Origin of the sequence: Marinobacterium marinum (genome assembly GCF_013868415.1) — a bacterium.
Taxonomy (GTDB): Bacteria; Pseudomonadota; Gammaproteobacteria; order Pseudomonadales; family Balneatricaceae; genus Marinobacterium; species Marinobacterium marinum.
The window spans coordinates 160,350-173,902 of the sequence record NZ_JACEMT010000041.1; the positions used below are offsets into that span (position 1 = coordinate 160,350).

Sequence of the window (13,553 nt, forward strand, 5' to 3'; positions counted from 1 at the left end):
ACGCGACCATCGTTTAAGATCGACGCTCAACTTGCACGGAGACGTGATGTGAACGAGCAACTGCTGAACAGCCTGCGCCTGTGGCTTGAGCAACTGGAACAGGGTCGCCCGGCCAGCGATGGCCTGGGTGCATTGCAGCAATGCCTGTTTATGCCGCCCAGCGACAACATCACCCCACAGCCTGCCGACCTGTTCTACCGCATTACCCGCCAGAGCAAGCAATTCAAACAGTTCGCTACCCGTCTGGCCGAACTCTGTGATACCAAGAACAGTATCGACAGCAATGAGCTGATAACCCATTTTCAACACCATCTGGAACAGCTGAACCAGGACTGGGTTCTGTCTCACTGGCCAATACCGGAACCTTTGGCAACACTGTTTGCCGTTGCATTCAGCCAGCCCCCCAATCAGGAAGACACCCTGCACCATATGAATGCGCTGCTGACACAGCTACTCAGCACCCTTGAGCCTCACCTGCCCCTCTCTCTGCTACAGCACCTGAGGGACAGACTGGTTCAGCTGGAAACCTTTGAGCAGTCACGTCAGGCGTATCGAGAACAACTGGATCGTATCAATCAGGAAGCGTTGACCCACTTCCGCCAACAACTGATCGGCAATACCCTTTCCGACCTCGACCAGCTGCATCAACTCTGGAGTCAATGTTACGAGCAGTGCTATCAGAACCAACTGCAGCAACCGGCATATCAGCAAGCGTTTGGTACACTCTGTAATGCCGCCATGGCGATCAGACATACCTGGCAACAACAACTGAATCAATTCTATGCCAACTGCGGTTTGGTCACGCTGTCGCAATATGATGAGCTTAGCCGACAGCACCACCAGCTGCGTCGTCGCGTCCGCAGCCTTGAGCAGCAGCTGTCCCGGACACAGCCGGACGACCCCGGCTGCAATGGTACATCGCCATGACACGCATCAATGTTGATTCCGACCATATTCGTCAACAGGCGGATGCGCGACATCAGCGCCTGACCCAACAGCTTCCCCATGCAGACAAATACTTGACGCCTCACCTGCCGACACCGCACACCACACTACTGCGTAGCGGCAGCCTGCAACTACTCAAATTCGAGCCGGTCACATCGCCCCAACTGCACACTCCGGTGCTGATTTGCTACGCCCTGGTCAATCGCCCCTGGATTCTGGACCTGAGCCCGCAGCGTTCACTGATCCATCGTTTACTGCAACAAGGAATTCCGGTTTACCTGATCGACTGGGGTTACCCCGAACGTTGCGACCGCCACCTGACACTGGACGATTACCTCACAGACCTGCTCGACCGCTGCACCGACAGCGTCCGACTGGATGCCGGCAGCAACAAGGTCAATCTGATGGGGGTCTGCCAGGGCGGTGTGCTCAGTCTGTGCTACAGTCTTCTCTACCCTCACAAGGTGCGTAACCTGATTACTCTGGTAACACCGGCTGATACGGCTGTCGACAACTTCACCCTCAGCCAACTGACTCGGACGATCGACCTGGACCTGACGAGCCGCACGTATGGCAATATTCCGGGCTCATTGCTCAACGAAATTTTCACTCTGCTTCAACCCATGCGCCTGGGCCTGGAGAAAAGGATCGTAGCCAGTCGACAGCTCTGTGACAACGACAACCAGGTACAGCACTTTTTACGTATGGAACAATGGCTGCAGGACTGCCCCGACTTGGCCGGTGCGGCCCTGCAGGACTTCATTCAACTGTTTTTCCGCGACAATGCTCTGATGTCAGAGGCCGGATTTGAACTGGCCGATTCACTGCTTAAACCACACGACCTGTCACCACCTCTACTGAATATCTACGGTAGTCGTGATCAACTGGTGCCACCGGCCGCATCGGCCGCGCTCGGGAAACTCGCACAGGGAAAGGATTACACGGAAGTTGCCCTGGACGCCGGGCATATAGGGGTACTCAATGGCGGCAAGGCACTAACCACACTTCCGCCACTGATCTACAACTGGTTACAGGAACGCGAACCTCACCGAATCAGCGGCTCGCCTTAGTCGCAGCATCATCGTCCTCGGTCTTCTCTTCCACTTCAGAGGAGGCCTGAGACTCTTCCTGCTCCTGCTCCGAGCCTCCATCTGCTGCACGTGGTGCAAACATATTCCAGACCGCCATGTTCTGGTCGGCAATACGCCCCATCATCGTCAACGGATTGGCCGCCCCCATCATACTCTGCATCTGCTCGCGAATACGATCCTGATGCTCCAGAAAAGCCGCGATACTCTGCTCCAGGTACTGACTCATCATGCCCTGCATGCTGTCACCGTAAAAACGGATCAACTGCTGCAGCACCTGATTGGTCAACAAGGTTCCATGTCCATCGGCCTCCTGCTCACTGATAATCTGCAGCAGTATATTGCGGGTCAAATCATTACCGGTTTTCGAGTCCTGAACCTGAAAATTCTCGCCGCTCAGCACCAACTGCTTCACGTCTTCCAACGTCACATAGCAACTGCGCGAGGTATCATACAAGCGTCGATTGGTATATTTACGCAGAATCCGCACGTTCGACTCTCCTGCTCCTCTCTGACTCATCCACACGTTCCATTCAGTCGGCGTCGTGTCTGTCTTTCCCGTACTGGCTCATCATGCCGAAGAGCAGTTTCTGGAAAGACTCCATCGAGCCGATACCACTATTGAGGTAAGGCTTCAGCAGCGTCAGCGGGTCATAACCTTCAGCCCCAGCATTCATCTGCTCCCTGACCTGATCGATCATTTCCTGCTGCAGCGCCGAGACATCCGGCAATCCCAAAGCCCGGCGCAACTCTTCGGGCGTCATTTCAATATCGATTCTGAAATTCATACACATTCACCCGATCTGGAAATGTTACCTCATACTATAGCAATAGCCTTTCAAAACAACATCACCCCAGTATTTACGATTCTTTTTCCCGACAGCTTCCCGCCCTGCTGCCCAATCCATTAGGAGGCCTAATGAGATGCAACATGACCACACAACATGACATTCAACTGCGGAAAAGGAAAAGAGAAAGATTCAGGTGCCGAAGCCGGAGCGGGGGAAGGTATTGGTGGGAAGGTGCAGGCTCTCGGCTTGCTGAACGGGGCTGAAGGAGAATCAGCCCCGTTCCGGATTAACAGTCGCTAAGCGCCTGTACGACATACTGCGGCAACGCGAAACTTGCCACATGCAGTTCAGGCGTATAATAACGTGTTGTGATGCCGCTGCGCTCAAAGCGCTCACGAATCACCTCCACACGTTGTTGGCGCATGCCCTTATTATCGCTGCCCCAGGCAAAGGCCATCACGCCACCCACGTAAGTCGGCACCGCTGCGGCATAAAAATACGGGTCCGCAAAATAAGGGCCAAGACGGCGATATGTCGTAACCGCTTCTTCCGGCTGCATGAACGTTACCCCGTTCTGAGCAACAAAAACACCGCCCGGCGTCAGACAGCGCTTGCATCCTTCATAAAAGCGGCTGGAAAACAGCACTTCACCCGGACCAACCGGGTCCGTGCAGTCGGAAATAATGACATCAAAGGTATCGGTGCATTCATTGACGAATTCAACACCGTCGGCAATGACGACATTGGCACGGGAATCCTCAAACGCACCCGCCGAATGATTGGGCAGGTATTGTTTACACATGTCGATCACGGCCTGATCGATTTCAACCTGAGTGACATGCTCCACATTCTGATGACGCAGCACTTCACGCAGCATTCCACCGTCGCCACCACCAATGATCAACACACGCTTGGCATCGCCATGCGCCAGTATCGGCAGGTGCGCCATCATTTCATGGTAAACAAATTCGTCACGCTCGGTCGTCTGAATCACGCCATCCAGCGCCATCACGGTACCGAACTCACGGTTACGAAATATGATCAACTCCTGGTGTTCGGTGCGATGCTCAAACAGCACCTCATCCACCGTAAAGCTCTGACCGTAACCGTCATACAATTTTTCAAGATAGGTAGTCGTCGTCATCAATCCTCACCTTACCACGCAAAATTTCTTCAACTTTCACTTCAGTCGGCGCAAATGCCGCCTCCAGAACGGGAACGGCCTTGGCCGGCTCTGATTCTCCGCACATAAAGACATCAAACGCAGCGAAGTTGCGTTCCGGCCAGGTGTGCACACTGATGTGCGACTCGGCCAATACCGCCACTCCCGAAATACCGCCATTCGGCGTAAAGTGGTGCAGGTGGATATGCAGCAGTGTTGCCTTGGCCGCTTTGATCGAGTCACGCAGCGCTTTCTCCATCACTTCCAGATCATCCAGACGCGATGCACCGCGCAGATCAATGATCAGATGGGTACCGGCATAACGATGACCGTCACGCTCGATGAAAAAGTCCAAACGTTCTTCATCGTCGCCCTGAGCATAGGCGGGCCATTCGGCAACACTGCCTGCTGCCTCTTGGTCGTTCACTTCAGACGCCAGGTCTATTGTTTCTTGCATGGGGAATGACTCCAAACAAGTCTGTGCTTACACAGAGTTCAGAAAACAAAAACCCAACCTTTGGCGCTGTGACCGGGCACCATGCAGCATTATCAAATCAGGCTGTCACCTGCAGCAGGCGGCAACCTGAATCGCTTCATGAACCCCGCACACCCCCAAGGGTTGGGACGTATCAAAATCTGCCGCCTTTATACCGCGTTATGCTCAGAATTCAAGCAAAAAGCACAAGACTGTCAGAAAAAATTCACCCACTGACAGTACAATCAGAAAGTTAGCTTTCAGCACTGCCCAGCATCGGCAACACAGATTCGACATCCGCATTTTGACCACGATGGCGCAGCAGATGATCCAGCAGTACAATCGCCATCATCGACTCAGCGATTGGCGTTGCCCGGATACCCACACAAGGATCATGGCGCCCCTTGGTAACCACTTCGATTTCCTCGCCCGCCGCGTTAATACTGCGGCCCGGCAAACGCAGACTCGAGGTTGGCTTAAGTGCAATATGCGCCTCGATGGTTTGCCCGGTAGAAATGCCGCCAAGAATGCCACCCGCGTGATTGGATAAAAAACCGCCGGGCGTCATTTCATCACGATGCTCGGTGCCTTTTTGATTGACCACCGCAAAGCCGTCACCAATTTCTACGCCCTTGACCGCATTAATGCTCATCAGGGCATGAGCAATATCGGCATCCAGACGATCAAACACGGGCTCGCCAAGCCCGACGGGAACACCTGTAGCCTGTACGGAAATCCGCGCACCTATGGAATTCCCTTCCTTGCGCAAGGCATCCATGTAGACCTCCATCTCGCTCGCAGCCTTTGCATCCGGCGAGAAGAAAGCGTTCTGCTCGACCTGCTCCCAATCGAACCGTGACTGATCGATGGCAATGGGCCCAAGCTGGGACAGGTATCCGCGCACCTGCACGCCCTTCTCGGCCAGCACTTTTTTGGCCACGGCGCCCGCCGCCACTCGCATGGCGGTTTCACGGGCCGAGGAACGCCCGCCACCACGGTAGTCACGGAAACCGTATTTGTGAGAATAGACATAGTCCGCATGCGCCGGACGGAAGGTGTCGGCTATGTTGGAGTAATCCTTGGAGCGCTGATCCGTATTTTCAATTAACAGTCCAATCGGTGTCCCCGTCGTCTTGCCATCAAAGACACCGGACAGAATGCGCACCTGGTCCGGCTCGCGGCGCTGCGTCGTATGACGAGAGGTACCCGGTTTCCGACGATCAAGATCCGCCTGCAGATCGGCTTCGCTCAACGCGATGCCGGGAGGACAACCATCGACGATGCACCCCAGTGCAAGGCCATGGCTTTCACCAAAGGTAGTGACTGTAAACAGTTTTCCAAAGCTGTTTCCGGACATAGTGTTCTACTCTATAACTGTATGGTGCTCACCCGTGTGGCCGCACCTGAATTCATAACAAATGTTGATGCGCCCGCAAATCGGCAGCGGTAATCACGAACACGCCATTGCCGCCCCGCTCAAGCTCTACCCATACCAGCGGCAACTCGGGCAGACTCGACATCAGGTGGACCTCGCTGTTGCCGACTTCGACGACCAGCAGGCCATCTTCCGCAAGATGAGAGCCGGCCTCCCGCAGGATACGACGAGTAATATCCAGACCATCCGACCCTGACCCCAATGCCAGCGCGGGTTCATGCCCATATTCTTCTGGCATGTCAGCCAGGTCGTTCTGATCCACATACGGCGGGTTACTGACAATCAGGTCATAACGTGCTCCGGGCACGGCCGCGAAGAGATCCCCCTGACGGGCGTAAACGCGCTCTTCCAGTTCGTAACGGGCGATATTCTGTCTGGCCACCTCCAGCGCATCGCCGGATATATCCGCCAAGTCGACTTCCGCCTCCGGGAAGGCAAGAGCACACGCGATACCGATGCAGCCACTGCCGGTACACAAATCCAGAATACGTCCGACCGGGCCGGGCCTCAGCCAGGGCTCAAAACCCTGCTCGATCAATTCAGCTATCGGCGAGCGTGGAATCAATACCCGCTCATCAACCTGAAACGGCAACCCCATAAACCAGGCTTCACCGGTTATATACGGTAGCGGCTTGCGCTCTAGTGTGCGCTGACGCACAAATTCCTGTACACGCATGCTCTCAGCCGGCAACAAACGCGCATCCAGCACGGCCGGATCCGTATCCCAGGGCAGATCCACCGCGTTAAGCACCAGCTGACAGGCTTCATCCCAGGCCGTTGCATGACCATGACCGAAGTAGACCTGGTGACGATGGAATTCACTCAACGTCCAGCGGATGTAATCACGGAGAGTAAACAGGTGCTCGCTAATCGCGGCTTGATCCGACTTCATATATGGCCTGATAATAAGTTTTACTGCATTTAGGGCGAATATGTTAATGAAAACCCCCGTTGAACGCCATGTCTTATCCAACTGATACAGAATCCAACGACGATCTTGACTTCAGCAGCGCCATGCAAGGCGTCAAACCGCTGTCCCATGACCGCCATGTCGCCACAAAAACGCTGAAGCCCAGCCTCAAGGCCGCTCGCGATCAAACGTCACGCTATCGTCGCGCCGCAGCTGCAGAAGAGATCGAACAGGTCATCGACGGCCTGTCGTCAGAGGCCAAGGAGATCATCGACTCGCAGGATGAGTTACTGTTCGCCGCACCGGGAGTACAGCTCAGACTGCTCAAGCGCCTGCGCCAGGGACACATACACTGGGAGGCGGGCCTGGATCTGCATGGCTACAGCGTCGACCAGGCCCGCGATGAGCTCAGCACTTTTATTCGCGATGCGGCCCGACAGCAGATGCGGGCCGTTATTGTCGTTCACGGCAAGGCCTTCACCCAACCGGGCCAGCCCGCCCTGCTCAAATCATGCGTCAACGACTGGTTGCGCCAGCTGGACCCCGTGCTGGCCTTCTGCTCTGCACAACCCAAGGACGGCGGCACCGGTGCAGTATACGTCCTGCTCCGTCGCGAGCGTTAGCCCCCTCGCTCGGGCCGCTGCTATACTGCTCCACTCCAGGTATCGCCCTGTTTAAACGACCAGGCAACACCGCCGGTATCGGGCACAAGAACAGGCTGTTGTTGCCCCCTGCCCTTTACCCGAGTGTCATATTCAAGTAATTTACGCCGTTTTCTCCCAGACGCGTCGAGTAACCGAGGATCCAAAATGGAAACAGCCTACGCCCAGATCATTGAACAGCTCGGAGAGGACCTGAACCGCGACGGGCTCAAGGACACCCCCACCCGAGCGGCCAAGGCGATGCGCTTCCTGACCCGCGGCTACAACCAGAGCCTGGACGAAGTCGTCAATGATGCGCTGTTCCCGTCCGATAACAGCGAGATGGTTGTCGTCCAGAATATCGAACTGTACTCATTGTGCGAGCACCACCTGCTGCCCTTTATCGGCAAGGCTCACGTTGCCTATATTCCGAACGGCAAGGTACTGGGCCTGTCCAAACTGGCCCGTATTGTCGACATGTATGCGCGCCGCCTGCAGATCCAGGAAAACATGACCAAGGAAATTGCCGAAGCGATTCAAAACGTGACCGGTGCTGCAGGTGTCGGCGTAGTCATTGAAGCACAACATATGTGCATGATGATGCGCGGCGTCGAGAAACAGAATGCATCCATGAAAACTTCCATGATGCTGGGCTCATTCCGCAATAACCCGGCCACCCGCGCCGAATTCATGGCTCTTGTCGGCAAGTAACTCGAACAAGATCTTGCTAAAGGGGGAGAGACTACCTCCCCTTTAGCACCACCACGGCCACTTGGCTGCGCCCACCCAGCACGCGCGGCACCAGAGCCCCGACTCCACGCCCCTTGATGTTTTTCGCATCTCCGCCCTTGTCAGTCAGCAGACGCAGCAAGCGTCGAGCGGCTTCTTCCGACTGGCGCACGCTAAGATCCAGATCCTCACCTCGCCAATGCACCACCAGCCACATCTCCCTGGTCGGGAAGGCTGTCTGCAGATCCAACAGAGCCTTAACAGAACGATCCGGCGAATCAGGCCAGTCCGGCAATTCCACATACCCCTGCTGACGCAAGCGAACACTCAATTCGGCCAAGGTCGCTTCTTCATGTTCAAGCACATCCAGATGGAGATAGACCCGCCCATTACCTCGGCGCACAGCATAGATCGCCACATGCGCCTGCGGCAACACCAGCGCTGCGTAGAACTGGCTGTTATCCACCCCGTAAAGCCGCGACTGCCCAAAGACATCATTCGCCCAAAGATTGCTGGACCCGCATTGACGGCCGGCACATTCAAACAGCACCTCTGCATCGCGACTCAGGAATTGTTCACGCAGATAATTAAAGCCCGCCTCGGGCGCATATCCCGAAGGCAGTTGCCAGGTTGTACGACTCAACTGAGCCTGGAGGCGCTGCTCACGATCACTGCGAATCAGGCCATTGATTTTGACGATCCCCCCCAGCATCAACTGATAATCCGGCTCCTGTCGCTGCAACTGGCTGATCACCGTTGACAGAGGAAAAGGCTTTAACTCAGACATCAAGGATGATTCCCGAGCCTGCACAGACACCGAAACCAGCAACACAGACAGCAGAAACAGCCGCATCACCTTCATCACCTTCTCCTTGCACCCTTACAGATGCCGATGGAATTCATTGATCGTGTCCGCAACTGCGCGGGCGGACGATTCATCCAAGTGCAAATGATGATTACCGGCCAGCGTAAGACGCCGCAGCCCGGATACCAGTGCTGCACGCTCATCCAGCAACGGCGTCCCTATTCCTTCCGAGCCCATCACCAGCAGGGCCGGAGCCTTGACAGCACATAAAAACGCACGTACCTGTGCTTCCGACAACCGCAACACGGACGGCAGGACCAGAGCCGGGTCACTGCGCCAGCGAACTCCCTTGGGAGTATGCACTATAGAGCGTTCGACCAGCCACCGAGCAGCCTGTTCCGTAACCGGGAAATGCCCTTTCATCCGCGCCTGCACAGCGGCCTCAGTATCAGGATAGTATCTGGGGCTGCGCCCCCGGCTCTGCCGCCGCCGAATCGCCAATGCCATTTTGCCCGGCAACTCATCCGGCTCATCCGCCAGCGGTGCCAGCCCTTCCAGCAAGACCAGGCTCAGGATCCGTTCCGGCATGGTACCGGCCAGCAGCGAAGCGATACCCGCACCCATCGAGTGCCCAAGCAGGTGGAACTGTTCCCAGCCCAGCTCGTCAGCCACTGACAGTACATCCGCAACGTTATCCCAGATGTAATATGGCATTGCATCCGGTCGATGCATGGAAAAACCATGCCCAGCCAGATCCAAAGCCACCAGGCGTACGGAATCCAGATACGGTTCCAACGCACGAAAACTGGCCGCGTTATCCAGCCAACCATGCAGTGCCAACACAGGCCGTCCGTCAGCAGGACCAACAGCACGGGCAGCCATCAACTGCCCGTTCACTTCAAAACGCAGCTCTTCTGCCACCATGGAAAGGTCTCTCAATTCAGGGCGTATGCGGATCAAGCCAACGCACCAGACGTGCCATGCCCGCCGCAGGCCAGTCCAGTTCCAATAACGCACCACTGCAAGGCGCCACCGACAGCGGCTGATCTTGCCCCTCGGTCAACCAGTGAATCAGCCGACCGCACAGGGGCTGATGCGTCAACAGCACCAAAGGTCGGTCGGTCGCAAACAACGGCTCAAGCCGTACCGCAACCGCCGCTACTGAAGCGGTCGGGATCAGCTCGAGGGCAGAAGAAATCTCATTTTCGGACGCCGTCAGCTCGGCCGCCGTACTCCGTGCCCGCACCCAGGGAGAACTTAGCAAACGAAAGTCTCCCAGCAGCGATTCCAGCCGTGATGCCATCATCTGTGCTTGCACGCGCCCCTGCGGCGTCAGCTCACGACAAGGGTCAAGATCCGCACCCGACACCGCCTCGGCATGCCGCAAAACAAGCAAACGCATTATGGCTCCTGGCGTGGCAACACGAACTCCACATCGCTGCTTTGGGCATTCAGCATCATGCCCCGCGCCACTTCCTTGACCGGTGCATTGTTGAACACCACCTCATACAAACCGGCAACGAGCGGCATGTATATTCCCAGACTTTCGGCCTTTTCCTTCACCAGCCGCAGGGTATTAACCCCCTCGGCCACTTCGCCCAAGGCTGCAACGGCCTCATCCAGCGTTTTACCCTCGCCCAAAGCATGGCCCACTCGATAATTTCGACTCAGAGGCGACATGCAGGTCACGATCAGATCACCGACGCCCGCCAATCCCAGAAAAGTCAGCGGATTGGCCCCCAGGCTAACGGCAAACCGGCTCATTTCCGCCAGACTGCGCGTCATCAGCATACTCTTGGTATTTTCTCCCATACCCAGAGCGGCACTAAGACCCGCTGCGATAGCGTAGATATTTTTCAGGGTACCACCCAGCTCGACCCCGTAAGTATCGGTACTGGCATAGACCCGGAAGCAGGAAGTGTGCAACAGCGCCTGAACCTGATCACGAAGTTCCGCATCACTGCTGGCAATCACGGTTGCCGTCAGTTGGTGCTGCATGATTTCTTTCGCCAGGTTAGGCCCACTGAGAACTCCCATACGAGCCTGCGGGCATTCCTGCGAAATAATCTGACTCATCAAGCAGAAAGTGCCCGATTCTATTCCCTTGGTTGTGCTGACCAGCAGTTGTTCTGGCGTCAACCATGCCGCTGCCTGTCGCAACACTTGGCGAAAAGCGCTGCTGGGAATCGCAATAAAGACGGCCTGAACCCCGTTCAGTGCCTGCTGCAAATCGGTGGTTGCAACCAGAGAAGGCGCAAGATCCCGCCCGGGAAGATAACGTTCATTGCGATGATGCCGGTTAATCTCGGCAACTGACACTTCGTTACGCATCCAAAGGCGGACTTCCAGGCCTTTTTCGGCCATAAGGTTCGCGATGACGGTACCGAAACTGCCGCCACCCAAAACGGCCACAGGGGGCTGGGATTGCATATATTCTCCCTAAGACTGAGCATGGAAGCCTCGCAGGCTTCCGTCAAGATGGATCGATCTTGTCCAGTAGACGCCCAATCCCGAAAAACAGAAATTTGACGACAACAAATGCCAGCACAGCCAGACCCAGAAACAACAGTAACTGCTTCAGGTCTTCCGTACGCTGGTAACCGGCCACGGCTACGGCAGCAAAAAAGGCGCTGGCGACAATGGCCAGCACCGTACTGATCCGCCGCAGATTGTGCTTATCGCTCATCTCTCTGCTCGGTTTTCGGTTCAGCTTGTTCAGCTTGTTCAGCTTGTTCAGCTTGTTCAGCTTGTTCAGCTTGTTCAGCTTGTTCAGCTTGTTCAGCTTGTTCAGCTTGTTCAGCTTGTTCAGCTTGTTCAGCCAAGTCTGCGCCGGCCGCTTCGACCACTGCAACATCCTTCACCGCATCAGCCTCAGCTGCAGATTCAACCTGCTTTTCGACGACAGCCTGTACCGGCTCATCAGGCTCAGCTGTCGCAACGGCAACAGGTGCATCATCGGATTGGGCAATCAGTACACTCACTGCCCCATCGTCCTGCGCATCATTACTGCCCTCAGGCAGTTCGGAAACGCTCTCGGTCACTACTGACTGCTCTGCGACGCCTTTCTGCTCGGGCTCAACGGCCGTCTCTGCGGTTTCAGCCTTGGCTTCCACAACGGCCAGCACCTCGTCAGAGGCTGCAACAGCCACCGCTTCGGTTACAGTCTCAACCGACTCGGATGCAGGGACGGCAGCCATGTCATTGCCAGCAGCTATTTCAGCCTCACCCAAAGGCTTCACCAACGCTGCCTCCGGGTGGATGCATTCCAGTTTCACCCCGGTTTCACGTTCGATTTCGGGAATCAGGAATGAATCATCTTCACAGGCAAAACAGATCGATGTACCGGTTTGACCCGCACGGCCTGTACGGCCGATACGGTGCACATAATCGTCGGCATCTTCCGGCAGCTGGTAGTTGATCACATGTGTAACGCCATCGATATGAATCCCGCGACCAGCCACGTCGGTGGCGACCAGGACTTCAATCTTGCCATTACGGAAATCCTCAAGCGTTTTCAGACGCTTGTTCTGAGGTATTTCGCCGGACATCAGCGCAGCCTTGATGCCATCCTTGCTCAGGCGTTCAGCCAGTGCCCGCGTTTCGTGACGGCGGTTGCCGAACACAATGGCACGCTCGATACCGTTGATGCGCAGATAATTACGCAACAGCTGGTACTTTTCACTGCTGGAAACCAGGAAAACCTTTTGCGCCACATTATCGGTGGTTTTGTGTTCGGACTCGATTTCGATGGTCACCGGGTCCAGGGTCCACTGTTCCGCCAGGCGCATTACCTCTTCGGTAAAGGTCGCGCTGTACAGCAGAGTCTGACGGTCGGCACCCTTGCGCGGAGTCTGGCGGATAATGGTGCGCACATCCGGGATAAATCCCATGCTGAGCATACGGTCCGCCTCATCCAGCACCAGCACCTCAACGTGATAGAGATCGACTTCCTTTGAACGCACGAAGTCGATCAGACGTCCCGGTGTCGCTACCAGAATGTCAACCGGCTTGGCAGCCAGCGCCTTGCGCTGTTTTTCATAGTCCATGCCACCCACCAGCGACACCACGGACAGGTCACTGTATTTACCCAAGCCTTCGGCATCAGCGGCAATTTGCAGGGCCAGCTCACGAGTCGGGGCAATGATCAGAGCACGCGGCTCCCCCTTCTTGCGCTCTTCGTCAGCAGTCAGCGGGTAATCGAGCAGGTCGGTCATGATCCCCATCAGAAAGGCTGCCGTCTTGCCGGTCCCCGTCTGCGCCTTACCAATCAGGTCACGCCCCTGCAGGGCATGCGGGATCGTCGCAGCCTGAATCGGCGTGCAGTATTCAAAACCCAGATCCGCAATCGCATGCATCAATACATCGGGCAAACCGAAATCGTGGAAACGGCGTTTGCCTTCAACGACCGGCACCTTGAACATCACTGGTGTCCAGCTGCCCTGCTGGCCACCTCCGTCACGCGGCTTGCGCGAGCGACGACGACGACGCGGGCGGTTGGAATTGGGCTTTTGTTCTGAGCCCTCTGCAGCTGTGGTCTGTTTGTCTTCAGTACTCAAGATCGGATCCATTCAG

Annotated in this window: 15 protein-coding genes and 1 pseudogene; 4 read left to right on the plus strand and 12 right to left on the minus strand. The window is 56.0% G+C overall.

All coding sequences use genetic code 11. From position 1 onward, the window contains the following. Positions 1 to 48 precede the first annotated feature (48 nt). Together H1S06_RS15705 and H1S06_RS05930 are read left to right on the plus strand one after the other, a co-directional pair. On the plus strand, positions 49 to 927 hold the full coding sequence (locus H1S06_RS15705) for a poly(R)-hydroxyalkanoic acid synthase subunit PhaE (protein WP_181738199.1): 879 nt from the start codon (positions 49 to 51) through the stop codon (positions 925 to 927). Continuing rightward, the gene (locus H1S06_RS05930; protein WP_181738201.1) at positions 924 to 2,015 is read left to right on the plus strand and encodes an alpha/beta fold hydrolase; all 1,092 of its coding nucleotides are present in this window, start codon (positions 924 to 926) and stop codon (positions 2,013 to 2,015) included. The genes H1S06_RS15705 and H1S06_RS05930 overlap by 4 nt, the downstream gene beginning before the upstream one ends. Here H1S06_RS05930 and phaR read toward each other — a convergent pair. From phaR to prmB, 6 genes are all read right to left on the minus strand, one after another. Next, positions 1,999 to 2,553 (minus strand): polyhydroxyalkanoate synthesis repressor PhaR, encoded by a 555-nt coding sequence (gene phaR / locus H1S06_RS05935; protein WP_220183775.1) that lies wholly within the window; start codon positions 2,551 to 2,553, stop codon positions 1,999 to 2,001. The two genes, H1S06_RS05930 and phaR, sit on opposite strands and share 17 nt — an antisense overlap. A 13-nt stretch (positions 2,554 to 2,566) precedes the next feature. Continuing rightward, positions 2,567 to 2,821: a DUF6489 family protein gene (locus H1S06_RS05940; RefSeq protein WP_181738202.1), complete on the minus strand. Its 255-nt coding sequence runs from the start codon at positions 2,819 to 2,821 to the stop codon at positions 2,567 to 2,569. Between the two features lie 289 nt (positions 2,822 to 3,110). Next, entirely contained in the window at positions 3,111 to 3,968 is an 858-nt protein-coding gene (gene speE / locus H1S06_RS05945) for a polyamine aminopropyltransferase (RefSeq protein WP_181738204.1), read from the minus strand. Then, on the minus strand, positions 3,946 to 4,443 hold the full coding sequence (gene speD / locus H1S06_RS05950; protein ID WP_181738206.1) for an adenosylmethionine decarboxylase: 498 nt from the start codon (positions 4,441 to 4,443) through the stop codon (positions 3,946 to 3,948). The genes speE and speD overlap by 23 nt, the downstream gene beginning before the upstream one ends. Before the next feature lie 271 nt (positions 4,444 to 4,714). Beyond that, positions 4,715 to 5,818 carry a chorismate synthase gene (aroC, locus tag H1S06_RS05955; protein ID WP_181738208.1) on the minus strand — a complete coding sequence of 368 codons (1,104 nt, stop codon included), beginning with the start codon at positions 5,816 to 5,818 and terminating at the stop codon, positions 4,715 to 4,717. A gap of 52 nt (positions 5,819 to 5,870) precedes the next feature. Then, positions 5,871 to 6,788: a 50S ribosomal protein L3 N(5)-glutamine methyltransferase gene (gene prmB / locus H1S06_RS05960; RefSeq protein ID WP_181738211.1), complete on the minus strand. Its 918-nt coding sequence runs from the start codon at positions 6,786 to 6,788 to the stop codon at positions 5,871 to 5,873. Positions 6,789 to 6,856: 68 nt separating this feature from the next. Between prmB and H1S06_RS05965 the strand changes: the two genes are divergently transcribed. Together H1S06_RS05965 and folE are read left to right on the plus strand one after the other, a co-directional pair. Then, entirely contained in the window at positions 6,857 to 7,429 is a 573-nt protein-coding gene (locus H1S06_RS05965) for a Smr/MutS family protein (RefSeq protein ID WP_181738213.1), read from the plus strand. Positions 7,430 to 7,615: 186 nt separating this feature from the next. Next, positions 7,616 to 8,158 carry a GTP cyclohydrolase I FolE gene (gene folE / locus H1S06_RS05970; RefSeq protein ID WP_181738215.1) on the plus strand — a complete coding sequence of 181 codons (543 nt, stop codon included), beginning with the start codon at positions 7,616 to 7,618 and terminating at the stop codon, positions 8,156 to 8,158. 31 nt (positions 8,159 to 8,189) lie between these two features. Here the strand turns inward: folE and H1S06_RS05975 are convergent, their stop codons facing one another. The 6 genes and pseudogenes from H1S06_RS05975 to rhlB form a co-directional block, all read right to left on the minus strand. Beyond that, a complete protein-coding gene (locus H1S06_RS05975; protein ID WP_181738217.1) occupies positions 8,190 to 9,038 on the minus strand; it encodes a DUF4892 domain-containing protein in 849 nt (282 codons plus the stop codon). 18 nt (positions 9,039 to 9,056) lie between these two features. Next, on the minus strand, positions 9,057 to 9,941 hold the full coding sequence (locus H1S06_RS05980) for an alpha/beta fold hydrolase (protein WP_255482914.1): 885 nt from the start codon (positions 9,939 to 9,941) through the stop codon (positions 9,057 to 9,059). Continuing rightward, the gene (locus H1S06_RS05985; RefSeq protein ID WP_181738220.1) at positions 9,922 to 10,383 is read right to left on the minus strand and encodes a SixA phosphatase family protein; all 462 of its coding nucleotides are present in this window, start codon (positions 10,381 to 10,383) and stop codon (positions 9,922 to 9,924) included. Before H1S06_RS05985 ends, H1S06_RS05980 begins: the two co-directional genes overlap by 20 nt. Then, positions 10,383 to 11,411 (minus strand): NAD(P)H-dependent glycerol-3-phosphate dehydrogenase, encoded by a 1,029-nt coding sequence (locus tag H1S06_RS05990; protein WP_181738223.1) that lies wholly within the window; start codon positions 11,409 to 11,411, stop codon positions 10,383 to 10,385. Before H1S06_RS05990 ends, H1S06_RS05985 begins: the two co-directional genes overlap by 1 nt. A gap of 43 nt (positions 11,412 to 11,454) precedes the next feature. After that, positions 11,455 to 11,667 carry a hypothetical protein gene (locus tag H1S06_RS05995; RefSeq protein ID WP_181738224.1) on the minus strand — a complete coding sequence of 71 codons (213 nt, stop codon included), beginning with the start codon at positions 11,665 to 11,667 and terminating at the stop codon, positions 11,455 to 11,457. 550 nt (positions 11,668 to 12,217) lie between these two features. Beyond that, a pseudogene (gene rhlB, locus H1S06_RS06000) lies at positions 12,218 to 13,549 on the minus strand (ATP-dependent RNA helicase RhlB); the annotation flags it as partial. Positions 13,550 to 13,553 lie beyond the last annotated feature (4 nt).